The sequence below is a fragment of the Streptomyces albidus (ex Kaewkla and Franco 2022) genome, from assembly GCF_013870515.1.
Lineage (GTDB): Bacteria > Actinomycetota > Actinomycetes > Streptomycetales > Streptomycetaceae > Streptomyces > Streptomyces albidus.
This window is the reverse complement of the sequence record NZ_JACBXA010000055.1, coordinates 1-26,936: the sequence shown is the minus strand read 5'-3', so window position 1 is coordinate 26,936 and position 26,936 is coordinate 1. Positions and strand designations below refer to the sequence as shown.

General features: G+C 69.7%; 22 protein-coding genes. 10 read left to right on the top strand and 12 right to left on the bottom strand.

Annotated elements, in window-relative coordinates:
* Positions 1-1,082: APC family permease (locus H5J26_RS11830; RefSeq protein WP_181765756.1), on the top strand; the 1,082-nt coding region annotated here is incomplete at its 5' end.
* An 81-nt stretch (positions 1,083-1,163) separates the two neighbouring features.
* Here H5J26_RS11830 and H5J26_RS11825 read toward each other — a convergent pair.
* Positions 1,164-1,838: a TetR/AcrR family transcriptional regulator gene (locus H5J26_RS11825; RefSeq protein WP_181765755.1), complete on the bottom strand. Its 675-nt coding sequence runs from the start codon at positions 1,836-1,838 to the stop codon at positions 1,164-1,166.
* A gap of 196 nt (positions 1,839-2,034) precedes the next feature.
* On the opposite strand from H5J26_RS11825, the gene H5J26_RS11820 reads away from it, so the two are divergent.
* The 4 genes from H5J26_RS11820 to H5J26_RS11805 all read left to right on the top strand — a co-directional run bounded on the left by H5J26_RS11820 (position 2,035) and on the right by H5J26_RS11805 (position 6,273).
* Entirely contained in the window at positions 2,035-3,000 is a 966-nt protein-coding gene (locus H5J26_RS11820) for a tetratricopeptide repeat protein (protein WP_181765754.1), read from the top strand.
* Between the two features lie 644 nt (positions 3,001-3,644).
* Positions 3,645-4,262 (top strand): DUF6230 family protein, encoded by a 618-nt coding sequence (locus tag H5J26_RS11815; protein WP_181765753.1) that lies wholly within the window; start codon positions 3,645-3,647, stop codon positions 4,260-4,262.
* 111 nt (positions 4,263-4,373) lie between these two features.
* On the top strand, positions 4,374-4,976 hold the full coding sequence (locus tag H5J26_RS11810; protein WP_181765752.1) for a DUF6114 domain-containing protein: 603 nt from the start codon (positions 4,374-4,376) through the stop codon (positions 4,974-4,976).
* A 94-nt stretch (positions 4,977-5,070) separates the two neighbouring features.
* Positions 5,071-6,273: a hypothetical protein gene (locus H5J26_RS11805; protein WP_235980643.1), complete on the top strand. Its 1,203-nt coding sequence runs from the start codon at positions 5,071-5,073 to the stop codon at positions 6,271-6,273.
* A 103-nt stretch (positions 6,274-6,376) separates the two neighbouring features.
* On the opposite strand, the gene pyk is transcribed toward H5J26_RS11805, so the two are convergent.
* The 3 genes from pyk to pta form a co-directional block, all read right to left on the bottom strand.
* Positions 6,377-7,807 (bottom strand): pyruvate kinase, encoded by a 1,431-nt coding sequence (pyk, locus tag H5J26_RS11800; RefSeq protein ID WP_181765751.1) that lies wholly within the window; start codon positions 7,805-7,807, stop codon positions 6,377-6,379.
* A gap of 53 nt (positions 7,808-7,860) precedes the next feature.
* A complete protein-coding gene (locus tag H5J26_RS11795; protein ID WP_181765750.1) occupies positions 7,861-9,105 on the bottom strand; it encodes an acetate kinase in 1,245 nt (414 codons plus the stop codon).
* Between the two features lie 101 nt (positions 9,106-9,206).
* The gene (pta, locus tag H5J26_RS11790; protein ID WP_181765749.1) at positions 9,207-11,351 is read right to left on the bottom strand and encodes a phosphate acetyltransferase; all 2,145 of its coding nucleotides are present in this window, start codon (positions 11,349-11,351) and stop codon (positions 9,207-9,209) included.
* Positions 11,352-11,643: 292 nt separating this feature from the next.
* Between pta and H5J26_RS11785 the strand changes: the two genes are divergently transcribed.
* On the top strand, positions 11,644-12,669 hold the full coding sequence (locus tag H5J26_RS11785; protein WP_181765748.1) for an ATP-dependent 6-phosphofructokinase: 1,026 nt from the start codon (positions 11,644-11,646) through the stop codon (positions 12,667-12,669).
* Positions 12,670-12,731: 62 nt separating this feature from the next.
* Here the strand turns inward: H5J26_RS11785 and H5J26_RS11780 are convergent, their stop codons facing one another.
* Positions 12,732-13,058: a DUF6191 domain-containing protein gene (locus H5J26_RS11780; RefSeq protein ID WP_181765747.1), complete on the bottom strand. Its 327-nt coding sequence runs from the start codon at positions 13,056-13,058 to the stop codon at positions 12,732-12,734.
* A 172-nt stretch (positions 13,059-13,230) separates the two neighbouring features.
* Between H5J26_RS11780 and H5J26_RS11775 the strand changes: the two genes are divergently transcribed.
* On the top strand, positions 13,231-14,286 hold the full coding sequence (locus tag H5J26_RS11775; protein WP_181765746.1) for a phosphotransferase family protein: 1,056 nt from the start codon (positions 13,231-13,233) through the stop codon (positions 14,284-14,286).
* Here H5J26_RS11775 and H5J26_RS11770 read toward each other — a convergent pair.
* The 4 genes from H5J26_RS11770 to H5J26_RS11755 all read right to left on the bottom strand — a co-directional run bounded on the left by H5J26_RS11770 (position 14,276) and on the right by H5J26_RS11755 (position 18,729).
* Positions 14,276-15,187 carry a carbohydrate ABC transporter permease gene (locus tag H5J26_RS11770; protein WP_181765745.1) on the bottom strand — a complete coding sequence of 304 codons (912 nt, stop codon included), beginning with the start codon at positions 15,185-15,187 and terminating at the stop codon, positions 14,276-14,278. The two genes, H5J26_RS11775 and H5J26_RS11770, sit on opposite strands and share 11 nt — an antisense overlap.
* Positions 15,188-15,194: 7 nt before the next feature.
* On the bottom strand, positions 15,195-16,028 hold the full coding sequence (locus H5J26_RS11765) for a carbohydrate ABC transporter permease (protein WP_210771231.1): 834 nt from the start codon (positions 16,026-16,028) through the stop codon (positions 15,195-15,197).
* A gap of 101 nt (positions 16,029-16,129) precedes the next feature.
* Positions 16,130-17,488, bottom strand: coding sequence for an extracellular solute-binding protein (locus H5J26_RS11760; protein ID WP_309237878.1), 1,359 nt, complete (start codon positions 17,486-17,488; stop codon positions 16,130-16,132).
* Between the two features lie 215 nt (positions 17,489-17,703).
* Positions 17,704-18,729: a chitinase gene (locus H5J26_RS11755; protein WP_309237876.1), complete on the bottom strand. Its 1,026-nt coding sequence runs from the start codon at positions 18,727-18,729 to the stop codon at positions 17,704-17,706.
* Between the two features lie 165 nt (positions 18,730-18,894).
* Between H5J26_RS11755 and H5J26_RS11750 the strand changes: the two genes are divergently transcribed.
* Complete coding sequence (locus H5J26_RS11750) at positions 18,895-19,641, top strand: peptidase E (RefSeq protein ID WP_181765743.1); 747 nt, start codon at positions 18,895-18,897, stop codon at positions 19,639-19,641.
* Positions 19,642-19,692: 51 nt separating this feature from the next.
* On the opposite strand, the gene H5J26_RS11745 is transcribed toward H5J26_RS11750, so the two are convergent.
* Both H5J26_RS11745 and H5J26_RS11740 read right to left on the bottom strand, forming a co-directional pair.
* Positions 19,693-20,400, bottom strand: coding sequence for a response regulator (locus H5J26_RS11745; protein WP_181765742.1), 708 nt, complete (start codon positions 20,398-20,400; stop codon positions 19,693-19,695).
* Positions 20,397-22,166 carry an ATP-binding protein gene (locus H5J26_RS11740; protein WP_181765741.1) on the bottom strand — a complete coding sequence of 590 codons (1,770 nt, stop codon included), beginning with the start codon at positions 22,164-22,166 and terminating at the stop codon, positions 20,397-20,399. Before H5J26_RS11740 ends, H5J26_RS11745 begins: the two co-directional genes overlap by 4 nt.
* A gap of 131 nt (positions 22,167-22,297) precedes the next feature.
* Here H5J26_RS11740 and H5J26_RS11735 point away from each other — a divergent pair, with 131 nt between their 5' ends.
* Positions 22,298-23,716, top strand: a complete 1,419-nt coding sequence (locus H5J26_RS11735) for a cation:dicarboxylate symporter family transporter (protein ID WP_309237875.1) — start codon at positions 22,298-22,300, stop codon at positions 23,714-23,716.
* Between the two features lie 441 nt (positions 23,717-24,157).
* Positions 24,158-24,589 (top strand): hypothetical protein, encoded by a 432-nt coding sequence (locus tag H5J26_RS31440; protein WP_235980642.1) that lies wholly within the window; start codon positions 24,158-24,160, stop codon positions 24,587-24,589.
* A gap of 12 nt (positions 24,590-24,601) precedes the next feature.
* On the opposite strand, the gene glgB is transcribed toward H5J26_RS31440, so the two are convergent.
* On the bottom strand, positions 24,602-26,936 hold a 2,335-nt coding region (gene glgB / locus H5J26_RS11725), incomplete at its 5' end, for a 1,4-alpha-glucan branching enzyme (RefSeq protein WP_419183782.1).

The window sequence follows — 26,936 nt, the reverse complement described above, 5'->3', positions numbered from 1 at the left end:
CCCTCTCCTCCGCCCGGCTGGCCGCCCGGTACCCGTCCTCCGGCGGCACGTACGTCTACGGGCGGGAGAGGCTGGGGGAGTTCTGGGGCGTCCTCGCGGGGTGGGGCTTCGTCCTGGGCAAGACCGCCTCGTGTGCGGCGATGGCGCTGACCGTCGGGTCCTACGCGTGGCCGTCGCAGGCGCATGCGGTGGCATGCGCGGCGGTGGTGGCGCTCACGGCCGTGAACTACGCGGGGCTGCAGAAGTCCGCCTGGCTCATCCGCGTACTCGTCGCCCTCGTCCTGGCCGTTCTCGCCGCAGTGGTGACCGCCGTCCTCACCTCCGGCGAGGCACGTGCGGGGCGGCTGGCCATCGGCTCGGGCACCGGCTCCGCGGGGATCCTCGAGGCCGCGGGGCTGCTGTTCTTCGCCTTCGCCGGATACGCGCGCATCACCACGCTGGGGGAGGAGGTCCGTGATCCCGCACGTGTGATTCCGCGCGCCGTACAGCTCGCGCTGGGCATCGCCCTGGCCGTCTACGGGGCCGTCGCGCTGGCGGTGCTGAGCGTGCTCGGACCGGCGGACCTGGCCGGTACGACGGCTCCGCTGACCGATGCGGTCCGCTCCGCCGGCGTGCCCGCTCTCGAGCCGGTCGTGCGCGTGGGGGCCGCGCTGGCCGCACTCGGCGCGCTGCTCGCGCTGATCCTCGGGGTGTCCCGCACGGCGATGGCGATGGCCCGTGACCGTCATCTCCCGCACGTACTGGCGGCCGTCCACCCGAGGTTCGAAGTGCCGCACCGGGCCACCCTCGTGATCGGCGTGGTCGTGGCGGTGGTGGCGGCGGCCGTGGACGTACGCGGAGCCATCGGCTTCTCCTCGTTCGGCGTGCTGGCCTACTACGCGATCGCCAACGCCTCCGCCTGGACGCTCACCCCGTCCGAGGGCCGCCCGCATCCGGTGGTTCCCGCCGTGGGCCTGACGGGATGCCTGGTTCTGGCCTTCGCGTTGCCCGTCTCCTCAGTGGTCTCCGGGGGCGCCGTGCTGGCCGCTGTCGCAGCCGTTCACGGACTGCGCCGTGCACGTGGCGCCGCACGCCGCCGCTGACGGTCACAGGGCGACCGGCTGACGCTCACCGGGCGACCATGCGCCGAGGGGGCGGAGGGAGGTGCGGGTCGGCGCGCGGCGTCAGTCCGTGCTTCCACCGGGAGAGGCGGGTGAGCCGGGAGGGCCGCCGGGGGAGGAGGCCGCAGCGAGACCGTGGATCAGGAGCGTGGTGAACTGCTGCGCCCACTCCGTGTCCACCGGTTCCGCGCTGACCAGGGTGCGGTGCACCACCGCACCGGCGATGACGTCGAAGATCAGGTCGACCAGCCGCCTCGCCTCCGCGCTGTCGCCCATGTCCGGCGGCAACTCGCCACGCGCCTGCGCGCGTTCACGGCCCTGGAACACCAGGTGCTTCTGGCGGTCGACGATGGCTTCCCGGACGTGCTCCCGCAGCACCGGGTCGTGCGTGGACTCCGCGACGACGGCCATCAACGACGCGTTGGTCTCGGGTCGTTGGAGCATCGTGGCGAAGGAGAGCACCACGCCTTCGATGTCCGCGCGCAGGCTCCCCCGGTCCGGCAGCTCCAGCTCGTCGAAGAGGGCGGCCACGGCGTGCACGACGAGTTCGCCCTTGTTCGCCCAGCGCCGGTAGAGGGTGGTCTTGGCGACGCCGGCCCGAGCGGCGACGTACCCCATCGTGAGCTTGCTCCAGCCGACTTCGACCAGCGCGGCGCGGGTCGCGTCCATGATGGCGACGTCGGCCTCGGCGCTGCGGGGCCTGCCTACGCGGCGGGGTGTGGGGGCGGTGGACGGCATGGCGACAGACCATATCGGGCGGTATGCGGCACGGCGCAATCGGTACCTGCGTGAGCGCCGCGGGGCGGGACTTGCGCGACCGGGGGGCACGCCTTATACGATACGAGCCGTATCGGAAGGGCGCTCCGATGCGACGACCACGCGCCGGTTGGGGACCCGGCACACAGCACGGCGGGAAAGGGGGAGACTGTTACTCATGCAGCCACGCAACATGTCCATGAGCGGAGTGGTCGACCTCTCCGCGGTGAAGGCGGCCGGAGAGGCCAAGCAGAAGGCCGAAGAGGCCAGGGCGCGCTCCGCCGAGCAGGGTGGGGCCGCGGCCCCGGCGAGCCTGGTGATCGACGTCGACGAGGCGGGATTCGAGGCGGAGGTCCTTCAGCGCTCGGCCGAGGTGCCCGTCGTCATCGACTTCTGGGCCGAGTGGTGCGAGCCGTGCAAGCAGCTGTCGCCCGTGCTCGAGCGCCTCACGCGGGAGTACGCCGGGCGCGTACTGCTCGCGAAGATCAACGCCGACAACAACCAGATGCTGATGCAGCAGTTCGGCGTCCAGGGCATCCCCGCGGTGTTCGCCGTGGTCGCCGGGCAGGCGCTGCCGCTCTTCCAAGGCGCTGCGCCCGAGGCCCAGATCCGCCAGACGCTCGATCAGTTGATCCAGGTCTCCGAGGAGCGCTTCGGCATCACGGGCCTGCAGGGCGTCGCGGAGGAGGGCGAGGGCGAGGAGCAGCCTCCGCAGGCTCCCGAGGAGCCGGAGGACCCGGCGCTCGTCGCGGCCCAGCAGGCGCTGGACACGGGCGACTTGAACGGCGCCGTGCAGGCGTACCAGAACGTCCTCTCCTCCGACCCCGCAAACGTCGAGGCCCGTGTCGGACTCGCCATGGCCGAACTCCTGAACCGGGTACAGGGTCTGGACGCGCAGCAGGTGCGCAAGGACGCCGCGGACAGGCCGGCCGACGCCGAGGCCCAACTGAAGGCGGCGGACCTGGACATGGCGGGCGGTCATGTCGAGGATGCTTTCGGGCGACTTGTGGAGACGGTGAAAAGGACTTCTGGAGACGATCGGGAAACCGCCCGCGTCCGCCTACTTGAGCTCTTCGATGTGATTGGCCCGGATGACCCACGGGTAGTCACTGCGCGTAGCGCGCTTGCGCGCGTGCTGTTCTGAGGGGGGAGTGCGGTTGCGCACGCACCGTCACGACACATGGTTTTAGCGACATCAGCGGCTGTGTTTTACCAAAACTTGGTAATCGCAGTCGCTGTTACTCGTAGTAAGTGACGTTGTGAGCTTTGGTCGTTGATGTCCAGGTTGATTCCGGGCATCCCGACCAGGGGGTGACGACCCTGTGTGTCTGCCCTATGCTGATCGGCCGCCGTCCAGTTATCTGGCCGTTACTCACTGGTAACGCACCCCCTTGTGCGCAGCCTTCGGATAGACCACGATCGGCCAAGCTCGGTCCATTGCCCGCAGCCCGGCAACCATTCGGCGCACCGCGGTTCTTGGATCCCCACCGAGCAGACCGGCACAGCAAGCTTCAGCCCCATCAGCACCATCGCCGGTCTTCCGGACAGGGGGGTCTCTGCCGACCGGCAGAGCCTGTCCGAACAAAGCAGGTTGCGCGTGAGCGTGGCCAGTGGTTGTCGCTCGGGGGTGATCGCCGACAGCTCGGACGTGGCGTATACGTACGTCTGTCGATGACGGCGCTCTCCTTCCCGAGGACGTAGCACTTCTCCCATCCCAGGTCAGGGAGCGGGCCGTTTCAGGAGCGGTTCGTCCAGGCCGGAGATGTACGTCCGAGAAGGAGGAAAGTCATGGAGTCCCTGGCTCGTGGCGGGACCAGATGGAAGCGGTTCGCCGTCGTCATGGTGCCGAGTGTCGCTGCCACCGCAGCTATAGGCGTGGCCCTTTCGCAGGGTGCGCTTGCTGCTTCGTTCAGCGTTTCCGGCCAGCAGTTCAAGATCGCTGCCGACCGGCTCGAAGGCACCGGGTTCGTCCAGTACGGCGCTGTCGACTCGACGAAGGTCGGCAAGAAGCCCGTCGCTGTCGTCGGCTTCAACTCGGCGAAGATCAGGAATCTTTGCCAGTCCGTCGTCGTGCCGGTTCCGGCGTTCGGCGACGTGACGATGAAGCTGGGCGCGGGTGCCGCAGGCGGCCCCGAGGTCGAGGCCAAGAAGCTGTACGTCGACGCCGACCAGATCGGTGCCGACGCGACGTTCAAGAACGTCGACATCGGCGTCGCCGCGGACGAGACCACCAAGGGTCCCGGTCCGAACAAGGGCGACAAGTACCTGCCCGGTTCGTTCGCCCAGCAGGCCGAGAGCGCGACATTCACGGATGTCAAGCAGCGCGCCTGGGCGACCACCGCCGGTACGTTCAAGCTCAGCGGCCTCAAGATGGCCGTGAAGAAAGGCAAGAACGAGTGCTACTGACGGGCACTCACTGACTGAACGGGTGCGGAGCGGCTGCTCCTTGCTGCTCCGCGCCCGAGCAGTCGGCTCCACCAACGCAAGCTTTGTGCCAGTCCCGAGGAGCTGTACGACATGAGCGCCGAGACGCGACAAAGGCTGACTTCCGGATTCGGCCAGAAGCGCAGTTCGTTCCGGGACTGGCGCGGACAGCGCCCGTTCTGGGGCGGCATGCTGACGCTTCTCGCCGGCATCCCCATCATGTACATCCCGTATCAGAACTTCACCTTGGGTTCGTTGACGATCCGGATGTCGACGACGGCGGGCGCAGGCTCGCTGATCATCGGTGTTCTGCTGGTCGTACTCGGACTCACGATGTGGTTCCAGCCCCAGTCTCGGGTGTTCGCCGGTATCGCGGCGATCCTGCTGTCCCTGGTTTCACTGGTCGTCTCGAACGTCGGCGCCTTCATGATCGGTTTCCTGCTGGGGCTGATCGGTGGCGCACTCGGCGTCTCTTGGGGCCCCGGTAAGCCGGTCGCCAAGCGCGGCGGCGGCGACGAACCCGAGGGCGCGGACACGACGGCGAAGAGTGCGTCGAGCCCCACCTACTCCTCGGGCTCCGGCCCGGCGGACAGGGGTCCCTCGGGTACGGCTCAGGACGACCTTTCAGTCTTTGGAACGGCTCCTTCCACAGGAGTCGATGCGAACCACGGGAACGGGAGGCACCGTGCCGGGTGACGAGTTGCATGAGGAGGCGGGTTCGTCGGCGCAATCAGCGCTCGACGCCGGCCGCGGCAGAAGCGGACCGCGTCACGCGGCTCCGCGGAAGCCCTTGCTGACCCGTCTTCATGTCCCCGCGGGCAAGGCGATAGCCATCGCCGCGATGCCCTCCGCGGTTCTGATGGGTATGGGGCTCACCCCCCAGCTGGCGAGCGCCAAACCGCTGCCCAAGAACCCCTTCAAGGGCGGCGCTTGCGTGTCCCAGCCCGACAAGGACGCAGCGGAAGACGCGAAGAAGGAGAAGGCAGCCAAGGAGAAGGCGGAAAGGGAGAAGGCGGAGAAGGAGAAGGAGGAAGGTTCGGCCGGCGACGGTTCCGAGTCCTCCGAGCCCGGATCCGGCGGCTCCGACAAGCCTGAGCCCAGTCCTTCCGAACCCCCCTCGTCCGGCGGCGGAGGCGGTGGCGGTTCGGAGAAGCCCGACCCGTCGCCGAGCCCGTCCGACCCCGAGGAGGACGAGGAAGAGGGCGAGGACGAGGACGACGGTGGTCTCCTCGGCGGCATCGGCGATGCCATCGGCGACATTCTCAGCCCCAAGGAGAAGGCCGCCAAGGAGAAGGAAGAGGAGAAGAAGGAGGAGGCCGAGGCCTCTCCCAGCGCTTCGCCTTCCGACTCCGGCCCCTCCAAGTCCAAGCCGATCGAGGACACGGTCGGCAAGGTCGGGGACGGCCTCAAGGACACCACCGACAAGCTGGGCAAGACCGCCGAGGACACCGCGGAGGGTGCCAAGGGCGGTCTGGCCGGCGAGAAGGCGGGCTCCAAGGAGCGGGTGGACGGCAAGAAGGGCTTCCCCTGCGTCGAGGAGAAGAAGGTCGCCGGGGACGACGAGCAGACCCCCGCGACGCTTCCCAACGAGTCGTGGAAGCTGGAGGCCAGCTCGCTCGGCCTGCACGGCCTGGACTACAAGGGTGTCGTCAACATCCGTACTGCGGACGGGAAGACGAAGCAGGCCCTGAAGTTCACCGCGAACAGCCTGGACATCGGCGACCTGCACCAGATCGTCGAGGGCCCCGACGGGACCAAGTACCACGTCCAGGCGGCCAAGGGTTCCACGTCCACCATCCGTGGCGGCAAGGTCACGATGTACACGGAGGAGCTCAAGGGCAACCTCTTCGGGCTGATCCCGATCACCTTCGACCCGGAGCACCCGCCGCCGCTGAACATCCCGGAGGCGTACTTCACCAACGTCGAGGTCAAGCAGGCAGGGCAGTTCGGCGGGAACCTCACGGTTCCCGGACTGCGCCAGAGCATCGACTGAGGCAGGCCACCACCAGCTTCACCGGGAGCCGCACACAGCAGGGCCCGCGACCTTCAACGAGGTCGCGGGCCCTTGCCGTTGCCACGGGCGCAATGAGGCCGCCTCAGCCCTTCTGCGTGCCGCCCAGGTGGTGCACGCGGACCATGTTCGTGGTGCCGGGGACACCGGGCGGGGAGCCGGCCGTGATGAGCATCGTGTCGCCGGCGTCGTAGCGCTGGAGCTTCAGCAGCTCGGCGTCGACCAGCTCGACCATCTCGTCGGTGTGCTGCACGTGCGGCACCACGTAGGTCTCCACGCCCCAGCTCAGGGTGAGTTGGTTGCGCGTCTCGGGCTCGGTGGTGAAGGCGAGGATCGGCTGGCAGGCGCGGTAGCGCGACAGCCTGCGGGCGGTGTCACCGGACTTGGTGAAGGCGACGAGCGCCTTGCCGTCCAGGAAGTCGGCCATCTCCGCGGCGGCGCGGGCCACCGAGCCGCCCTGCGTGCGCGGCTTCTTGCCCGGTACGAGCGGCTGGAGTCCGCGGCTGAGCAGCTCCTCCTCGGCCGCTTCGACGATCTTCGACATCGTCTTGACCGTCTCGATGGGGTACTGCCCCACGGAGGACTCCGCGGAGAGCATCACCGCGTCCGCGCCGTCCAGGATCGCGTTGGCCACGTCGGAGGCCTCGGCGCGGGTGGGACGGGAGTTGGTGATCATCGACTCCATCATCTGCGTCGCCACGATCACCGGCTTGGCGTTGCGGCGGCACAGCTCGATGAGCCGCTTCTGGACCATGGGGACGCGCTCCAGCGGGTACTCCACCGCCAGGTCGCCGCGCGCGACCATCACGCCGTCGAAGGCCATGACGACCGCTTCCATGTTCTCGACGGCCTGCGGCTTCTCCACCTTGGCGATCAGCGGTACGCGACGGCCCACCTCGTCCATGATGCGGTGCACGTCGCGGACGTCGGAGGCGTCCCGCACGAAGGAGAGCGCCACCATGTCGCAGCCCATGCGGAGCGCGAACTTCAGGTCCTCGACGTCCTTCTCGGACATGGCGGGGACGTTGACGGCGGTGCCCGGCAGGTTGATGCCCTTGTGATCGGAGATCACGCCGCCCTCGATGACGATGGTGCGGACGTGGGGTCCGTCCACCTCGGTCACCTGGAGGGCGACGTTGCCGTCGTTGATCAGTACGGTGTCGCCCTTGTTGACGTCCGCCGGCAGCCCCTTGTAGGTGGTGCCGCAGATGGTCTTGTCACCGGCCACGTCCTCCGTGGTGATGGTGAACTCCTCGCCGCGGACCAGCTCGACAGGTCCTTCGGCGAACGTCTCCAGGCGGATCTTGGGGCCCTGGAGGTCGGCGAGGACGCCGACGGCCCTTCCGGTCTCCTCGGCGGCCTTACGGACGCGGTCGTACCGCTCCTCGTGCTCCGGTTGGGACCCGTGGCTCATGTTGAATCGGGCCACGTTCATGCCGGCTTCGATCAGCGTTTTCAGCTGGTCGTAGGAGTCGACGGCAGGGCCCAGGGTGCAGACGATTTTGGAACGGCGCATGGGACGATCCTAACGGTTTGTTCAAGTGCGGAACGTATCGGGGGTGAAGTGGATCACGCGGGCTCGCCGCGCTGTTGTGGTTCTCCGTCGCTGACCAGCGCGTAGGTCTGCTGTGCGATCTCCAGCTCCTCGTCTGTCGGTACGACGGCCACCGCGACCCGTGCCTCCCCCGGGGAGATCAGCCGGGCCCCTTCGGCCGCAGCGCCCTCGGCTTCGTTGAGAGCGGGATCGACGCGGATTCCCAGGCCCTCGAGCCCGGCCAGAGCCGCCCGGCGTACCGCAGGCGAATTCTCGCCCACTCCGGCGGTGAAGGCCACGGCGTCGAGACGTCCGAGTACGGCGAAGTAGGCGCCGACGTACTTCTTGAGCCGGTGGATGTAGATGTCGAACGCGAGTTGTGCGTTCTCGTCCCCTTCCTCGACACGGCGGCGGATCTCGCGCATGTCGTTGTCCCCGCACAGCCCGGCGAGCCCGCTCCGCTTGTTCAGCAGTTCGTCGACCTCGTCGACCGTCATGCCTCCGATCCTCATGAGATGGAGGACGACGGCCGGGTCCAGGTCTCCCGTACGAGTACCCATGACCAGGCCCTCAAGCGGGGTCATCCCCATCGAGGTCTCCACGCATCGGCCCCCCTCGACGGCGGAGACCGAGGCGCCGTTGCCCAGGTGCAGCACTATCACGTTGACCTGTGAGGGGTCCTTGCCGAGCAGTGCGGCGGTCCGTCGGGAGACGTAGGCGTGCGAGGTGCCGTGGAAGCCGTAGCGACGGATGAGGTACTCGTCGGCGGTCGTCTTCTCCAACGCGTAGCGGGCGGCGGACTCCGGAACCGTCGTGTGGAAGGTGGTGTCGAAGACGGCGACCTGCGGCAGGTGCGGGTTGAGGTCCTGAGCGGTCCTGATGCCCGTCAGATTCGCGGGGTTGTGGAGCGGGGCGAGCGGTACCAGCCGCTCGATCTCGTCGAGCACCGCGTCGTCGATGAGGGTGGGGCGGGTGAACGACTGGCCGCCGTGCACCACCCGGTGCCCGATGGCGGCGAGTCGGGGCGAGTCCAGGCCGAGGCCGTCGGCCCGCAGTTCCTCCGCCACGGCTCGCAGTGCGGCACCGTGGTCCGCGAACTGCTCGACGCGCTCCCGGCGTTCACCTCCCGAAGCCAGCGGCCGGTGCACCAGCCGCGACTGCCGCTCCCCGATGCGCTCCGCCAGACCGGCGGCCAGCCGTGTGCCGTCCGCCATCTCCAGCAGCTGGTACTTGACGGACGAGGAGCCGGAGTTGAGTACGAGGACGCGGGTGGCGCTCACGGGCGGATCTGCTTTCTGCGGGCGGCTGGTGGCGGGCGTGGGGGAGCGTGGCGAGGCCGTGCGGCGGGTGACTCACGACCGGCTCACGGTCGCGGACGAGGTCATGGAGTCGCCGGCGGGGCGGAGCTTCCGCTCTGCTGTGCCTGTATCGCGGTGATCGCGACGGTGTTGATGATGTCGGAGACCATCGCCCCGCGCGAGAGATCGTTCACCGGCTTGCGCAGGCCCTGGAGCACCGGGCCCACCGCGACCGCGCCGGCCGAACGCTGCACCGCCTTGTAGGTGTTGTTGCCCGTGTTGAGGTCGGGGAAGATCAGCACGGTCGCCCTTCCGGCGACCTCGGACCCCGGGAGCTTGGTCGCCGCGACCGACGGCTCCACCGCGGCGTCGTACTGGATCGGGCCCTCCACCAGCAGGTCGGGCCGGCGCCGGCGGACCAGTTCCGTGGCCTCGCGCACCTTGTCGACGTCCGCGCCGGAGCCCGAGGTGCCCGTCGAGTACGACAGCATCGCGATGCGCGGTTCGACCCCGAAGCGGGCCGCCGTCGTCGCCGACTGCACGGCGATGTCCGCGAGTTGCTCGGCGTCGGGGTCGGGATTGACGGCGCAGTCCCCGTAGACGAGCACCCGGTCGGCCAGGCACATGAAGAAGACCGAGGAGACGATGGTCGCGTCGGGACGGGTCTTGATCACCTCGAAGGCGGGCCGGACCGTCGCCGCGGTGGAGTGGGCGGCGCCCGAGACCATGCCGTCGGCCAGCCCCTCGCGCACCATGAGAGTCCCGAAGTAGGAGACGTCCGCGACCACGTCGTGAGCGAGCTCGTAGGTGACGCCTTTGTGGCCGCGCAGCTGCGCGTACAGCTCCGCGAATCGCTCCCGCAGCGGCGAGGTCCGCGGGTCGACGATCCGGGCCGACGCCTGTGAGGCGGTGGGCAGTTCGCCGTCGCCGAGCGGTGTCAGGTCGATCCCCAGCTCGGCGGCCTGCCTGCGTACGGAGTCGGGCTCGCCCAGCAGCGTCAGATCGCAGATGTTGCGGCGGAGCAGCACCTCGGCCGCGCGCAGCACCCGCTCCTCGTCGCCCTCGGGCAGCACGATGTGCCGGCGGTCCGATCGTGAGCGTTCGACCAGCTCGTGCTCGAACATCATCGGGGTGACCCGTTCACCGCGTACGACCGCGAGCCGGTCGGTCAACTGGCGGGTGTCCACGTGGCGTTCGAAGAGGCCGAGAGCGATCTCCGCCTTGCGCGGCGTTGCGGCGGTCAGCTTGCCCTCCAGCGCGAACAGCTCCGCCGCCGTCGGGAACGAGCCGCCGGGCACGCCTAGTACGGGGGTGCCCGGCGCGAGCCGGGCGGCGAGTGCCATGGTCTCCTCGCCCGGCAGCGCGCCGAGCGTGAGCACGACGCCCGCGATGGCGGGGGACCCGGCGGCGTGGGCGGCCAGAGCCCCCACGATCAGGTCGGCGCGGTCCCCGGGGGTGATCACCAGGCAGCCCTCGGTCAGGGCCGGCAGGAAGATCGGCAGGTGGGCGCCGCCGAACACGAAGTCTCGTACGTCACGGCCGAGTCCCGCGGGATCGCCCAGCAGCATCTCCGCGCCCAGCTTGTCCTGCACCTGTGCGACGGTCGGCGCCGAGAGGGCCGGTTCCTCCGGCAGCACGTACACCGGCTCGGGCAGCTGATCGGCCAGGAGCCGGGAGGCCGCCTGCGCCTCGGACTCCCGGACGCGGTTCGCGACGGTGGCCACCACGTGGCAGCCGAGCGAGGTGAAGGCGTGGTGGGCGTTGCGGACCTCCGAGGCCACCGACTCCGCGCTCTGGTCGTTGCCGGCCACGACCGGCAGCACAGCCGCGCCGAACTCGTTGGCCAGGCGTGCGTTGAGCGACAGTTCGGCGGGGAGCTGGGTGTCGGCGTAGTCCGTGCCGAGGACGAGCACGGCGTCGTAGTCGTCCGCGACGGAGTGGAAGCGCTCCACGAGGCGTGAGACGAGTTCGTCGGTGCCCTTCTCGGCCTGGAGGGCGGCTGCCTCCCCGTATCCCATGCCGAAGACGGTGCCGACGGGCTGGGTGAGGCGGTAGCGGCTCCGCAGCAGGTCGTAGAGGCGGTCACCGGAGGGGGAGCGGTCGTGCATCAGCGGCCGGAAGACCCCCACCCGGTCAATCTGGCGGGTGAGGAGCTCCATGACTCCGAGCTCCACGACCTGCCGGCCGTCACCGCGACCGATGCCGGTCACGTACACGCTGCGCGCCACAGGTGTTCTTCCTCTCGTCGTGGGGAGGCCGGACCGAGTGGCCGACCGTGGAATGGCTGGTCCCCGGGCTGATTCCCCTGAAATCCGCATGTACGACGCACGTAAGTCCTTGACAATACCTGCGCGCCTGGGTAAAAGGCCCTGGCGGCCAGGATCGGCTCCGGACGAGGGCGTCCGGTGGGCGGACGGGCCGTGCAGCCTGCGTTCAAGACATGAAACACTCCCCTCGGCTCACCACCCGGACAAGGCGGCCCGCACCGCGGCCGATCATCGACCAGGAGATGGAACCCCCATGCGCATCGGAGTCCTCACGGCAGGCGGCGACTGCCCCGGTCTGAACGCCGTGATCCGTTCCGTCGTCCACCGGGCCGTGCACGACCGCAACGACGAAGTCATCGGCTTCGAGGACGGGTTCACGGGTCTCCTCGACGGTCGCCACCGCAAGCTCGACATCAACTCGGTCTCCGGCATTCTCGCCCGCGGCGGCACCATCCTGGGCTCCGCCCGGCTCGAGCGCGACCGCCTGCGCGAGGCCTGCGACAACTCCGAAGAGCTGATCGACCGCCTCGGTCTGGACGCGCTGATCCCCATCGGCGGCGAAGGCACCCTGACCGCCTCCCGGATGCTGGCCGACGCGGGCCTGCCGGTCGTCGGCGTCCCCAAGACGATCGACAACGACATCTCCGCGACCGACCGCACCTTCGGCTTCGACACGGCCGTCGGCGTCGCGACCGAGGCGATGGACCGGCTGAAGACGACCGCGGAATCGCATCAGCGCGTCATGGTCGTCGAGGTCATGGGGCGTCACGCGGGCTGGATCGCGCTCGAGGCGGGAATGGCCGCCGGCGCCCACGGGATCTGCATCCCGGAGCGGCCCTTCGAGGTGGACGACCTGGTGAAGATGGTCGAGGAGCGCTTCTCCCGGGACAAGAAGTTCGCGCTCATCTGCGTGGCGGAGGGGGCGCACCCCGCCGAGGGCTCGATGCCGTACGAGAAGGGCGTCATCGACCAGTACGGTCATGAGCGCTTCGTCGGCATCGGCAACAGGCTGGCCAGTGAGCTGGAGTACCGCCTCGGCAAGGAGGCCAAGCCGGTCATCCTGGGCCACGTCCAGCGAGGCGGTACGCCGACGGCGTACGACCGCGTGCTGGCGACTCGCTTCGGGTGGCATGCCGTGGAGGCGGTGCACCGCGGCGACTTCGGCCAGATGACGGCCCTGCGCGGCACCGAGATCGTGATGACCCCGCTCGCGAACGCGGTGACCGAGCTCAAGCGCGTGCCCCAGGACCGCATGGACGAGGCCGAGTCCGTCTACTGAGGCGTGCACGGGCGGCACCTCGGGCATGCTGCCCGGCGGGCGGACGGTCCGAGCTGATGCTGTCAGTGCGGCGCGGGTGCCCGTATGACCGCGGTCCCGTTGTCGAGATCCACGACGGTGCGGTTCGGCGGGGCGCCGTCCTCCTCGTCGTCCCGCAGCATCAACGCGGTCTGCCGCTCCTTGAGTTCGTTCTGCTTTCCTCCCGCTCCCAGGCTCGCGTCCAGCTCCTCGAAGGCGATCGCCGATATCCCGGCGTGCCCGCCGCTCGTCGAGCGCCGCCACGGGAGCAGCCCCGCGCGGCCCATCCGCTGCAGGATCTGGTCGACGGCCGCCATCGCGAGGAGTGCGAGGACCAGGCCGGGCAGCGTCATGAAGATGATGAATCCCATACCTCAGTGTGCGCCGTGGGCCGTCGGCACGTGACGGCTTGCCGCAAGGTGATCAGAGCGGACGTCGCGCCGGGACGGCGGAACTCAGCTGTGCCGGAGCCCCGGACGGCCCGGCTGCGGGCGCGGCCATAATCGGTTGGCGGGCGCTGAGGCGCTCCGCGACGATGAGCCCATGGGCATCGATCCGGACGTGCAGAGGGATCCCGCGGTCACCGCGCCGCCCCCGCCCGCCGCGGAGGGGGTGCGGCTCCCGTGGGGCCGCGTTCCGGCGTCCGTACGGCTGGAGGTCGAAGCGCTCCTCGGCGCGGCAGTCGATCAGGCGGTGACCCAGCCCGGCGGTTTCTCACCGGGAGTCGCCGCACGGGTGCGGCTGACGGACGGGCGGCGTGCGTTCGTGAAGGCGGTGAGCCCCGCGCAGAACCCCGACTCACCGGGCATGCACCGATCCGAGGCGCGCATCGCCGCGGCCCTTCCGACGGCTGTGCCCGCGCCGCGCCTTCTCGGCGTCCACGACGACGGCTCCTGGGTCGCGCTGCTGTACGAGGACGTCGAAGGGCGGATGCCCGCCCAGCCCTGGCGGCGGGACGAACTGACGCGTGTGCTCGGTGCGTTGGCCGACCTCGCGGAAGCGGTGACTCCGAGCCCCGTGACGGCGCCGACCGTGCTGGAGGCGAACGCCGACGACTTCCAGGGATGGCGCAGGCTGTCCCGCGCGCAAGACGACGGGACGGACGAACTGACCGGTCTCGACCCGTGGTTGAGCGATCACCTCGACGAACTGGCCGACCGGGAGGCCTCCTGGCCTCGTGCGGCGGAAGGCGTCACTCTGGCGCACGCCGACCTGCGGGCGGACAACATCCTGCTGACCGGCGGAAGGGTGCTCTTCGTCGACTGGCCGGCGGCCTGCCTGGCCGCCGCCTGGTTCGACCTGCTGCTGATGCTGTCGAGCGTGGCGATGCAGGGCGGCGGCGACCCCGAGCAGATCTTCGCCGCGCACCCGGTGTCGCGGGGCGCGGACCCGGAGGCCGTGACGACCGTACTGGCCGCGCTCACCGGCTACTTCGTCCAGCACTCCCGGCAGCCCGCGCCCCCCGGGCTGCCGACTCTGCGCCGGTTCCAGGCGGCACAGGGCGAGATCGCCACGGCCTGGCTGCGGCGCCGCCTCGAAGGCGACGGCGCAGCCGGGGTGTCGGGGCGGCCGAACCGGTCCGCGCGAGTCACCCCTTGACGGCACCGCCCAGGGTGAAACCGCCGCCGAGGCGCTTGGCGATGAGGATGTAGAGGAGCAGGACGGGCGTGGAGTAGAGGATCGAGAACGCGGCCAGTTCACCGAAGGCGATGGAACCGAGGTTGCCGAAGAAGGTGAAGATGCTGACCGATGCCGGGAGTTGCTCGGGGCTGATGAGGAGCATGAAGGGGACGAAGAAGTTCCCCCACATCTGGATGAAGCTGTAGACCGTCACGACCGCGAAGCCCGGGCCCATCAGCGGCAGGATCACCTTGGTCAGCGCCTGGAACCAGCTCGCGCCGTCCGTCCAGGCGGCCTCCTCCAGCGCCACCGGCACGCCGTCCATGAAGTTCTTCATCAGCCAGACGGCGAAAGGCAGTTGGGACGTGGCGAGGAAGAAGGACGTGCCGTGCATGGTGTCGATCAGGTTGACCTGCACGAAGAGCCCGTAGACCGGCACCATGACGGCGGTGATCGGCAGGCAGGTGCTGAAGAGGATGGTCAGCAGGTACGGGCGGGAGAAGCGTGCCTTGTAGCGGGAGAGCGGATACGCCGCCAGCGACGCGGCCGTGACCGTCATCAACGTGGCACTGCCGCACAGCAGCAGGCTGTTGATCATCGGCGTGAAGGTGATCTCGTCCGTCAGCACGCGCGAGAAGTTGTCCAGCGTGAGAGAGCTGGGCGGGGCGACCTTCATCGACGGGTCGGTGTCGACCGAGGCGAAGATCAGCCACACCAGCGGGAGCACGAACGCCCCCATCACGACGAGCAGTCCGAGGTCGGCCGCGAGCCGCTGCTTCGTGGCACGGGTGAGGGACGACCCGGGGCGTACGGGCCGCCGCCGGGGGGCCGCCCCGGCGGCGGCCTTCGTGGTGCCGGGGGTTCCGGAGATGGCTGCCATGCGGGTCTCAGACCTCCTCGCGCATCAGGCGCAGATAGACGACCGAGAACAGTGCGCCGACCACCAGCAGGAGCAGCGCCACCGCGGTGCCGTAACCGATGAGGGACTTGTTGAACGCCTGGTCGTACATGAAGATCGGCAGCGTCTGGCTGCGGTTGCCGGGGCCGCCTCGCGTCATGGCCCAGATCAGCCCGAAGACCGAGAGCGTCTGCAGGGTGTTGAGCATCAGATTGGTGCCGATGGAGCGGCGGATCATCGGCAGGGTGATGTGCCACAGCCGCTGCCAGGAGCCCGCGCCGTCCACCTCCGCCGATTCGGTGACCTCCTTGGGGATCTCCGAGAGCGCCGCCGAGTAGACCAGCATCGAGAAGGCCGTCCCCCGCCAGACGTTGGCGAAGGAGACGGCGATGATCGGCAGCGTGAACAGCCAGTTCTGGGACGGCAGATGGAGCCATGCCAGGATCTCGTTGAGCGTTCCCTCCTTGCTGAAGAAGGTGTAGAGCAAGAAGCCCGCCACGATCTCCGGGAGCACCCAGGCGCTGATGACGACGGCACCGGTCGCCGACCGGATGGTCTTCGTCGAGCGCGCCATCAGCGAGGCCAGCACCAGACCGAGGGTGTTCTGGCCGAGGATGGACGAGATGAGCGTGAAGACCAGCGTGAGGATGACGGAGTTGCGGAAGTTCTCGTCCCCGAAGGCCTTCGTGAAGTTGTCGAAGCCGACGAAGGAGGCCTCGGCCTGCCCCGTCAACTGCATGTCGGTGAAGGCGATGTACGCGCAGTAGGCGATGGGCCCGGCGAGGAAGAGCAGCAGCAGGACGGTGGCGGGGGCGATGGGCAGCCAGCGCCAGGCGCGCGCCTGATTGCCGCGCCGTCCCTGGTTCTTGCTGCTCCTGCCCCCGCCCGGCCCCTTCGCGACGGGCACTGCGATGTCGGTGGCGCTCACTTGGACGTGACCGCTCCGTTGGTGATCGACTCGAGTTGCTCGTCATAGGACTTGGCGGCTTCGCCCACCGACGAGTCCCCGGTCGTCACCGACTCCATGGCTTCGGTGATGGCGGTGGAGACCTGGGGGTAGACGGGCAGCGTGGGGCGGTACTCGCTGTGCTCGACCCGCTTGGTGAAGAACTTGATGCCCGGCATCGAGCTCAGGTACTTCGGGTCGGCGGCGACGTCCTTGCGGACGGCGATCTGCGCGCCGCGCACGCACCACTCGACCGCGTTCTTCTGGCTCTGCATGTGCTGGATCATCTTCCAGGCCAGCTCGGGGTTCTTGGACTTCTGGGGGATCGACCAGGTCCAGCCGCCGGACATGCTCACCTCGCCGGGTGCGGCCCCGTCCTGGGTCGGCATCGGCGCCATGCTCATGGTCTCGTCCCACTCGGGCCAGGGGCTGCCGCCGGTCTTGATCCACTGCTGTCCGAGCCAGGAGCCGTCGAGCGCGATGGCGAGCTTCTCCTTGGGAAGCAGGTCGGTGACCACCTTGGTCTGCATGGTGGGGCTGAGGGCCTGGTCGACGTCGGGGCCCAAGCCGTCGCCGTAGACGGTCTTGACGAAGTTCAGGGTGTCCTTGAAGCCCTTGCTGCCCTTGACCCACTTCTTCGACTTCGGGTCGTAGAGGGGGTCCGCTCCGGTGCCGTAGAGCAGCATCTCGAAGCCCTGCATGGCCGCGGCCTCGCCGACCGCCTTGCCCGTGAAGACGTTGAGCGGGATCTTGTCCGGGGCCTTCTTCTTGATCGTGCGGGCGGCCTTGAGCACGTCGTCCCAGGTCTTGGGCTTCCAGTCCTCGGGAAGCCCGGCCTTCTTGAATATCTTCTTGTTGAACCACAGCGCCCGGGTGTCCGTGCCGTCGGGGACGCCGTAGATCTTGCCGTCCTGCGCCTTGGCGGCCGTCTTCGCCGTGGGCTCGAACTGCTTCCAGTCGCCCCACTTGCCGATGTAGTCGTCCAGCGGGCGGAGATAGCCGCTCTTGATGTCGGAGTTGATGAGGAAGGTGTCCTCGTAGACCAGGTCGGGCGCGGTCTTCGGGGAGCGCATCATCTGCTGGAGCTTGGTGACGTAGTCCTGCGCCGACGCCTGGATCGGGATGATCTTGACCTTCTTGCCCTTGTTCTTCTTCTCGAACTCCTTGGCCATGTCCTTCACATAGTTGTCTCTGACAGTGACCTTGTTGTCCGTGTCCTTCGGGAAGGCGATCTTGATCGTGTTCGGGTCGCTGCCCGAGCCCCCGCCGCAGGCGGTGAGCATGCCTGCGGCGAGGACGGCGGCGATACTGAGGGCCAGCGGAGTGGTGGGACGCACGGGCATGACGGGCCTGACCTCTCTCGGGGCCACGGCCGGGGCGGCCCGGGTTGGCCGCAGGCCGCGTGGGGCTGCTTTGTCCGTACAATCTCCCGGGTCCGTCGTGTCCAGGTCAATGGCCGTGCAGACGCGCAGTTCAACACCGTGACAACGTTGTTATCAACGCCGCCGACGGGCCGAATGTCCACGCCCGCTCAGGGGTTGCCGCGGAATCCTCAACCTGTGTATCCAGCAAGGATTTTGGAGAATTCCCACGGCTGCTGATCGACGCCGCTGCACGAATCGGCGCCGCCGCCGTCGCAGGGGCGGTCACGGTTGACCGACCAGAAACTGGCCCGTGCCAGGTGGTGTTCCTTCGCGTAGTCGACCATCGACCGGAAGGCGTCGGGCGATACGGACTCGCCCTGGACGTCGGTGATTCCGTTCATCGAGGAGAAGCCCACCTTGCGGTAGGCGTCGCCGGTGGAGATGCCGTACGCCGCGCCCACCGTCTGCGCGAGACCGTCGACGGCGGACCGCGTCGCGGCGGCCAGGTCGGTGGTGCCGTCACCGAAGTCGAACGGCATGACGGTCCAGCCGTCCACGTCCAGCCCGGCGTCCGCGCCCTTCTGGATCAGGTCCTTGCCGTTGGCGTTGGGGCCCTGCGGGGTGGTCCCGAACGTCAGATAGACCTTGATGCCCGCGTTGCCGTCCTTGACGATCTTGAGGGCGTCGACGACGCGCTGCCGGGCGTCCGCGCTCTCGAACTCGGTGGACTCGATGTCGACGTCGACCGACTTCAGCCCGTAGGCGTCGATGACCTTCTGGTAGGCGCCGGCCAAGTCCTGGGCGCTGGAACACGCTTCGCCCAGCTTGTTGCCGCTCCAGCCGCCGATGGACGGAGTGACGTCGCCGCCCGCGGCCTGCACCGCCTTGATGGTCTGCTCGTCCTGGCCTCCGGCCAGCGGCCTGCTGCCGTCCCAGGCGGGGGAGCAGCCGCCGTCGGAAAGGATGAAGGCCATGGTGAGCTGGGTCAGGCCGGTCTCCTTCATGAGGTCCACGGCGTTGGGCGGGTTGCCCCAACCCAGGTACAGGTAGGGCCCGTTGAGGCCGCTCGGGGCGGCGGCCTCCGGCTTCGCGGGTGCCTTCTGCGGGGCGTTGCCGCTGGAGGCCTGCGCGTCGACGGCCAGGGCGCCGGTGCAGGCGAGGGCGGCGGCGAGCGTGAGGGCGAGATGTCTGCGCGGCGTGATGTGGGGGCGCACGTCGAACTCCCAACTTGTCGGTGGGGATGGGGATTTCGGAGGAACTGGTGCGGCACGCTAGCGCGGCGTATTGGTCCAGACAATAGAAAAGTAAGGAAAGGTTCCAGACGATCTCCGCAGCGATGTCACGCGCGCCCCGAAACGGGGCCGGTAGGCTCGTCCGCCATGCCTGCCGATGAGCCCACCGTCCTTGCCACTTCGGGTGGTCACCGCCTCGGGCGCCGCACCATGGTGGAGTTCGACGCCCTCGTCCACCACGCCGTCGACCTGTCCGGAGCGCACGGCCGCCGTCCCCGGATCATGTACGTCGGTACGGCGATCGGCGACGCGGAACACTTCACCGCGCGCATGTACGAGGCGGCCCGCGCCACCGGCTTCGACCTGACGCCGCTGCATCTCTTCCCCATGCCGAACATCGAGGACATGGAGGGCGCCGTCCTCGACCAGGACGTCGTCTGGGTCATGGGAGGCTCGGTCGCGAACCTGCTGGCGATCTGGCGGGTTCACGGCCTTGACTCCGTCTTCCGAAAGGCGTGGGAGGCCGGGGTCGTGCTCAGCGGCGTCAGCGCCGGTTCGATCTGCTGGTTCCGGGGAGGCACCACCGACTCCTTCGGGCCCGAACTGCGCCCGCTGACCGACGCGTTGGGCTTCCTTCCGTACGGCAACGGCGTCCACTACGACAGTGACGAGGGGCGCCGCCCGCTCGTGCACCGGCTCGTCGCGGACGGGACCCTCCCCGAGACGCACTGCACCGACGACGGCGTCGGCCTCGTCTACCGCGGAACCCGGCTCGTCGAAGCGGTCACGGAGACAGACCCGGAGACACAGGGGAAGGGCGCCTACGTCGTCGTACGCGACGGAGACGCGGCAGCCGAGGAGCGCCTCGAACCGCGCCGGCTGCCTCAGCCGTAGCGTCGCCGGGCACGGCCGGGGCCGTCGCCGACAGCCGGGGGCGCCGCCTTCTCAGCCGCGCCAGCGGTAGCAGAGTTCGGGGCGGCCCACGTGTCCGTACTGCGGTGCGCGTGCGGCGCTCTCGCCCTCGACCAGGTGCTCCAGATAGCGGCGCGCGGTGATCCTGTTGACTCCGAGCTGCTCGGCCGCCGCGCTCGCCGTCAGCCCCTCCGGCCCCGCAGCGCGCAGCGCGCGGGTCACCGACTCCAGCGTCGCGGCGCTCAACCCCTTGGGCAGCGTGGCCGCTTCGGGCGCCGTACGCAGCACCGACAAGGCCCGGTCCACCTCCGCCTGGCTCCTCGCCTCCCCCTCCGAGGAGTTCGTCGTGCTGCGGAACTGCGCGTAGCGCAGCAGCCGTTCACGCAGAGTCGGGAAGGTGAAGGGCTTCAGCACGTGCTGCACGACGCCCAGGGAGACGCCCTCCCGGATGACGGTCAGATCGCGCGCCGAGGTCACGGCGAAGACGTCCGTAGTGCGGCCTGCGGCACGCAGCGCCCGGAGCAGCGCCAGCCCGTTGCCGTCGGGAAGGAAGAGGTCGAGCAGGATCAGGTCGACCGGCAGCCTCTCCAGCGCGCGCAGCGCCTCGGCCCGCGAGTGCACGACGGCCGCCACGGCGAACCCGTCGACGCGCGAGACGTAGAGGGCGTGTGCGTCGGCGGCGAGCGGATCGTCCTCGACGACCAGGACCTGAATCGGCTGTCCTTCCTCGGGCTCGTTCATGCCTCCTCCCGCAGAGGAAGCCGGACGGCGAACTCGGCCCCGCCGTCAGGCGCCGCTCCCACGTCCACGGAGCCGCCGTGCCGGTGCACGGTCTGCCGGACCAGCGCCAGACCCAGCCCGCGCCCCCTCCCCGGCTCGCCGCCGGAGTCCTGCTTCGTGGACCAGCCGCGCCGGAAGATCGAGTCCGTGTCGTCCTCCGAGACCCCCGGACCGGTGTCGGTGACCTTCACCAGCAGCGTCGTGCCGCCGTCCGTTCCGGTCTCGCCGCGCACGCTGACGCCCACGCGCGGAACGACGTCCGGGCGTCGGGAGCGGGGCCCGGGAACGGTGCCGAGCCGCTCGGCGGGAGGGCCCTCGGCGGATGCGTCCGTACCGTGCGCCGGGCCGGAGGCCGCAGCGGCGTCGACCGCGTTGTCGATCAGGTTGCCCAGGACGGTGATCAGGTCGCGGTGCGGAAGCCCGGGCGGCAGCAGTCCGTCGTCGATGCGGCTGTCCGGGGTGAGGGACAGCTCCACGCCGCGCTCGTTGGCCTCGGCCGCCTTGCCCAGCAGCAGTGCGGCCAGCACCGGTTCGGCCACCGCCGCCACCACCTTGTCCGTGAGCGCCTGCGCGAGTTCGAGCTCCTCCGTCGCGAAGTCCACGGCCTCCTCCGTACGCCCCAGTTCGATCAGTGAGATCACGGCGTGGAGCCGGTTCGCGGACTCGTGGGCCTGGGAGCGCAGCGCTTCGGCGAAGCCCCGCACGGAGTCGAGCTCGCCGGCCAGCGACTGGAGCTCCGTGTGATCCCGGAGCGTCACCACTGTGCCGCGCTGCTCGCCGCCGTCCACGGGTGAGGTGTTGACGACGATCACGCGGTCCGAAGTGAGGTGGACCTCGTCGACGCGAGGATCTGCCGATAGCAGCGCCCCGGTCAACTCCTGGGGCAGACCCAGATCGGCCACGTTGCGGCCCACCACGCCGGGTACGCCCTCGCCGGACGCCTCGGACGCCGGGCCACCGGTCCCGCTGCTCCGCAGGCCCAGCAGCTCCCGGGCGCCGTCGTTCATGAGCGCGACCTGCTTCTGCCCGTCCAGCATCACCAGCCCCTCGCGAACCGCGTGCAGCACGGCCTGGTGGTAGTCGTGCATGCGGCTCAACTCGGACGCGTTCATGCCGTGCGTGTGGCGGCGCAGCCGTGCGTTGATCACGTACGTACCCAGTCCGCCCAGCGCGATGGCCGCACCCGCGACGCCCACCAGCAGCACGAGCTGCTTCTGCAGCTCCGCGGTGATCGTGTCCACGGCTATGCCCGCGCTGACCAGGCCCACCACACGGCCCTCGTCCCAGACGGGCGTGACCACCCGCACCGACGGGCCGAGGGTGCCGGTGTAGGTCTCGTGGAACGTATGGCCCTCGGCGGCCCGGCCGAGGTGGCCGACGAAGTGGCCGCCGATCCTGTCCGAATCGGGGTGCGTCCAGCGGACGCCGTCGGTGTCCATGATGGTGACGAAGGTGACGCCGGTGTCGTGGCGGACCTGCTCCGCGTACGGCTGCAGCTGCTCCTGCGGGCGCTCGGTGCGGATCGCCTCCCTCACGGAGGGTGAGTCCGCCGTCGCCTTCGCGGTGGCGGACGCCCGCTGCCGCGCGGACTCCTCGGCCTGCATGCGGTCCGTGACGTACGCGAACACGGCACACCCGGCCACCAGCAGCGCCACCAGCACGACCTGCATCGCGAAGAGCTGGCCGGCCAGGCTGCGGGGACGGCGCGGCGGGCGGGGAGTGCGCATACGGCCAGTCTGCCCGGTGGAATTTCCGTGCACGTAATGCACGCAACCGTGACGGGCGTCACCTCACGATGCATAGTCACCGGGACTCGCACCGAGTCAGAGCCGCAACCACGCAGAACGAGGAGCCCGAAGTGTCCCAGCAGACACCGCCGCCCACTACGGCGCAGCCCGCGCGGACGAAGCGGGATCGCACGCACTACCTGTATCTGGCCGTGATCGCCGCCGTCCTGCTCGGCATCGGCCTGGGCTTCGTCGCGCCCGACACGGCGAAGGAACTGAAGCCGCTCGGAGAGGGCTTCGTGGCCCTCATCACGATGATGATCTCGCCCGTCATCTTCGTCACCATCGTGCTGGGCGTCGGCTCGGTGCGTAAGGCGGCGAAGGTCGGCGCGGTCGGCGGCCTCGCCCTCGGCTACTTCCTGGTGATGTCGCTGGTCGCGCTCGCCATCGGTCTGGTCGTCGGCAACATCCTGGACCCGGGCAGCGGCCTGCAGATCACCGACGCCGCGCGGGACGCCGGCGCCGCCGAGGCCAAGGGCGCGAGCGAGGGGATGGCGGACTTCCTGCTCGGCATCATCCCCACGACCCTGGTCTCGGCCTTCACCGAGGGAGAGGTCCTCCAGACGCTGCTGATCGCTCTGCTCGTCGGGTTCGCCCTGCAGGCGATGGGCCCGGCCGGCGAGCCGGTCCTCCGTGGCATCGGACACCTCCAGCGGCTCATCTTCCGCGTCCTGGCGATGGTCATGTGGGCCGCCCCGATCGGTGCCTTCGGCGCCATGGCGGCCGTGGTCGGCGAGACGGGCCTGGACGCGCTGAAGTCCCTGGCGATCATCATGGTCGGCTTCTACATCACCTGCTTCGTCTTCGTCTTCGGCGTGCTGGGGCTGATCCTGAGGGTGTTCACCGGGCTCAACCTCTTCTCGCTGCTGAAGTACCTGGGACGCGAGTTCCTGCTGATCCTCTCGACGTCCTCGTCGGAGTCGGCGCTGCCGCGGCTCATCGCCAAGATGGAGCACCTGGGCGTCAGCCGGCCCGTCGTGGGCATCACCGTGCCGACCGGCTACTCCTTCAACCTCGACGGCACGATGATCTACCTGACGATGGCGTCGATCTTCGTCGCGGAGGCCATGGGCGACCCGCTCTCCCTCGGCCAGCAGATCTCACTGCTGATCTTCATGTTCGTCGCCTCCAAGGGTGCGGCGGGCGTCACCGGCGCCGGTCTGGCCACGCTCGCGGGGGGCCTCCAGTCGCACCGGCCCGAACTGGTCGACGGCGTCGGCCTCATCGTCGGCATCGACCGCTTCATGAGTGAGGCGCGCGCCCTGACGAACTTCGCGGGCAACTCGGTCGCCACGGTCCTTGTCGGCACCTGGACCAAGGAGATCGACAACGAGCGTGTGAAGCGGGTGCTGGCCGGCGAGCTGCCGTTCGACGAGTCGTCGCTGCTGCAGGGCTCCGACCCTGCCGGCCCCGGTTCCGCCGGCGACGTTCCCGAGCAGCGTTCCGGAGACGGTCAGGAGCCGGTGAAGGTCTCCAAGAACGAGAGCTGACGAACCGGCGCGTACTGCGCGTCCCGTCCCGGTGACTGTGGCCGTACCCCCGCACTCTGCGGGGGTACGGCCACAGCGGCATGATCGGACCGTGGAGCGACGACACCTGCTGACACGGGGAGCGCATGCGGCGGCAGCCGCCCTGCTGACCGCGGCCTGTTCGGGCAGCGACGAGCCCGTACGGGCAAAGACCCGCGCACGCCCCCGGGCGCTCGTCTACCGAGGGCCTGCTGTCTGCCCCGGGTGCGCGGAGTCCGTGGCGGCCCTTCTGCGCAGCGCCTCGCGGCCGTTCGCCGTGACGTACTGCGGACCGCGAGAGAAGGTGCCGCTCTCGGCGGCGTCCCTGGCGCGTGCTGACGTCTACGCACAGGCCGGAGGCCCCGACGACGTCGACGCCGCGTGGGAAGAGGTCCGCGCGCAGCCCCGGCCCTCCGCAGGTGGGTGCGCGAGGGCGGCCGGTACCTCGGGTTCTGCATGGGCGGCTACCTGGCGGGCCGGGATCCGGGCTTCGGCCTGCTGCCGGGCGACACCGGTGCGTACACGGCGACGCGCGGAGCATCCGTCCGCACCGCCGACGACACGGTCATCACGGTGCGCTGGCGGGGGCGGCAGCGGCACGTGTACTTCCAGGACGGTCCGTACTTCGCCCTCGAGAAGGCCGCAGACTCGACGGTGCTCGCCACCTACGGCAACGGCAGAGCAGCCGCAGTGGTCGTCCCGTACGGCGCGGGGAAGGTCGGGGTGGTGGGACCGCACCCCGAGGCCGACCGCTCCTGGTACGAGGACGCCGGGCTGACGAACCCGGAGGGTGTGCGGTTCGACCTCGGCCACGACCTCGTCGCCGTCACCACCAAGGGGATCCCCAGGCGGTGACGGCACGGCCGGTCACCGCGCCTGTGCCTCCGGGCGCAGCCACACCGTCGCCAGCGCGGGCAGCGTCGGTGCGACGGAGGCCGGGCGTCCGTGTGCCGGGGCGTGGTCGGCCGGAAGCGGCGCGGAGTTGTGCACCCCGCTGCCGCCGTAGCGCAGGTCGTCGGTGTTGAGGACCTCGCGCCAGCACGTGCCGGCGCGGGGGACGCCGAGGCGGTGGCCGTGCAGCGGCACCGACGAGAAGTTGCTGACGGCGAGCAGCGGGCCGCCGTCGGCGTCGAAGCGAAGGAACGCGAAGACGTTCTCGCCGGCGGCCGCGCCCGTCACACTGCTGCCGTCCTCGATCCAGGAGAACCCGGCGGGGTCGGTGTCCTGCTGCCAGAGCGCAGCGCTGCGCATGTACTCGGCGTTGAGATCGCGCACGAGATCCCGGACCCCGCGGTGGTCGGCCTCGCCCTCGTAGGAGGGGTCGAGAAGCCACCAGTCCGGGCCGCGCTCCTGCGACCATTCGGTGCCCTGCGCGAACTCCTGCCCCATGAAGAGCAGTTGCTTGCCCGGGTGCGCCCACATGAAGCCCAGGTACGCGCGGTGCGTGGCCCGCTGCTCCCACCAGTCGCCGGGCATCTTGGAGACCAGCGAACCCCTGCCGTGACCCACCTCGTCGTGCGGGACCGGAAGGATGTAGCTCTCGGCGTAGGCGTGGGCCATGGAGAAGCTCAACTGCTCGTGGTGGTACGGGCGATGAGCCGGTTCCCTCGCGGCGTATCCGAGCGAGTCCTGCATCCACTCCGTGTTCCATTTGAAGCTGAAGCCGAGCCCGCCGAAGCCGCTCTCGCCCTGGTGGTTCGTCGCCCGCGTCACCCCGTCCCACGTCGTGCACTCCTCGGCTGCGGTGATCACGCCGGGGCAGCGGCGGTGCACCGCCGCGTTCATCTCCTGGAGAAGCGAGACCGCGTCCGGATTCCCCACGCCGTCAACGGACTCGGGCCCACGCTCTGTTGAGGAGCGCGAGTGTCCGGGGCGGAGCATGGAGCCGACGGCGTCCACGCGGAGCCCGTCGACGTGGAACTCCTCGCACCAGTAAACGGCGTTGGCCACGAGGAAGTTGCGCACCTCGGGGCGCCCGAAGTCGAACTCCTGCGTCTCCCGGCCGGGTTGGCCACCACGCGGGGGACCGGGGTTCTCGTACAGGGACGCGCTGTCGAACCGCGCCAGAGCCCACTCGTCCTTCGGGAAGTGCGCCGGTGCCCAGTCCATGATCACGCCGATGCCCGCCCTGTGCAGGGCGTCGATCAGGTACTTGAAGTCGTCGGGGCCGCCCAGCCGTGCCGTCGGCGCGAAGAAGCCCGTGACCTGGTAGCCCCACGAGCCGCCGAACGGATGCTCCGCACAGGGCATGAGTTCCACGTGTGTGAAGCCCAGATCCCTCACGTATGCGGGCAGTTGCTCCGCCAGCTCGCGGTAGGTCAGGCCGGGACGCCACGAGGGCAGGTGCAGCTCGTACAGGGACACGGGTGCGGAGTGGGGCTTGCCGGCACCGCGGCGGTCGAGCCAGTCGCCGTCGCGCCATCTGTGTGTGGAGGTGTGCACGACGGAGCCGTTGGCGGGCGGCAGTTCGGCCGCCCTGGCCATGGGGTCGGCGTGCAATACCCGCGAGCCGTCGTCACGTACGACCTCGAACTTGTAGACGGTGCCGTCGCCCACGCCCGGCAGGAAGAGCTCCCACACGCCCGACGAGCTCAGGAACCGCATCGGCGAAGCCGTGCCGTCCCACTCGTTGAAGTCCCCGGCGACGCGCACGCCGCGCGCGTTCGGCGCCCATACGGTGAAGCGCGTGCCGGTCACGCCGCAGTGCGTCATGGTCCGTGCGCCGAGCGCCCGCCACAGGTGCTCGTGGCGGCCCTCGCGGATCAGACGAAGGTCGAACGAGCCGAGGGCGGGCGGCAGCGCGTACGCATCGAGCACGCGGGCGTCGTTCTCCCCGGGCTGCTCGCCGTACTGCACGAGCAGCTCGTAGGCGGGGATCTCCCCGTCGGGCGCCGTCAGTTGACCCGCGAAGAAGCCGTCACCCTCGTCGCGCAGCTCCGCCCGCAGCTTCCCGTCGAGAGCGAGCACCGTGACGCCGTACGCGTGCGGGCGCAGCGTGCGGAAGCAGAGCGCGCCGTCGGGTGTGAGGTGTGCGCCGAGGTGGGCGTGCGGGTCGTCGTGCGTGCCTTCCAGCAGCCTGCGGCGGTTCTCGGCGGCCAGCACAGGCGGGGTGAGGACGCGGTCCCGGGCGTGACCCGCAACCGGTTCCGTCACGGGTTCCGGCTCCTCCACGCCGGGGCCGGCCTTCGCGGCGGTCTCCGCG

Bases quoted from the DNA above. Each gene is read 5' to 3' on its own strand.
- H5J26_RS11740 (WP_181765741.1), bottom strand. From the start codon at position 22,166: ATGCGCACTCCCCGCCCGCCGCGCCGTCCCCGCAGCCTGGCCGGCCAG.
- H5J26_RS11810 (WP_181765752.1), top strand. From the start codon at position 4,374: ATGAGCGCCGAGACGCGACAAAGGCTGACTTCCGGATTCGGCCAGAAG.
- H5J26_RS11785 (WP_181765748.1), top strand. From the start codon at position 11,644: ATGCGCATCGGAGTCCTCACGGCAGGCGGCGACTGCCCCGGTCTGAAC.
- H5J26_RS11775 (WP_181765746.1), top strand. From the start codon at position 13,231: ATGGGCATCGATCCGGACGTGCAGAGGGATCCCGCGGTCACCGCGCCG.
- H5J26_RS11820 (WP_181765754.1), top strand. From the start codon at position 2,035: ATGCAGCCACGCAACATGTCCATGAGCGGAGTGGTCGACCTCTCCGCG.
- H5J26_RS11770 (WP_181765745.1), bottom strand. From the start codon at position 15,187: ATGGCAGCCATCTCCGGAACCCCCGGCACCACGAAGGCCGCCGCCGGG.
- pyk (WP_181765751.1), bottom strand. From the start codon at position 7,807: ATGCGCCGTTCCAAAATCGTCTGCACCCTGGGCCCTGCCGTCGACTCC.
- H5J26_RS11780 (WP_181765747.1), bottom strand. From the start codon at position 13,058: ATGGGATTCATCATCTTCATGACGCTGCCCGGCCTGGTCCTCGCACTC.
- H5J26_RS11815 (WP_181765753.1), top strand. From the start codon at position 3,645: ATGGAGTCCCTGGCTCGTGGCGGGACCAGATGGAAGCGGTTCGCCGTC.
- H5J26_RS11825 (WP_181765755.1), bottom strand. From the start codon at position 1,838: ATGCCGTCCACCGCCCCCACACCCCGCCGCGTAGGCAGGCCCCGCAGC.
- H5J26_RS11750 (WP_181765743.1), top strand. From the start codon at position 18,895: ATGCCTGCCGATGAGCCCACCGTCCTTGCCACTTCGGGTGGTCACCGC.
- H5J26_RS11745 (WP_181765742.1), bottom strand. From the start codon at position 20,400: ATGAACGAGCCCGAGGAAGGACAGCCGATTCAGGTCCTGGTCGTCGAG.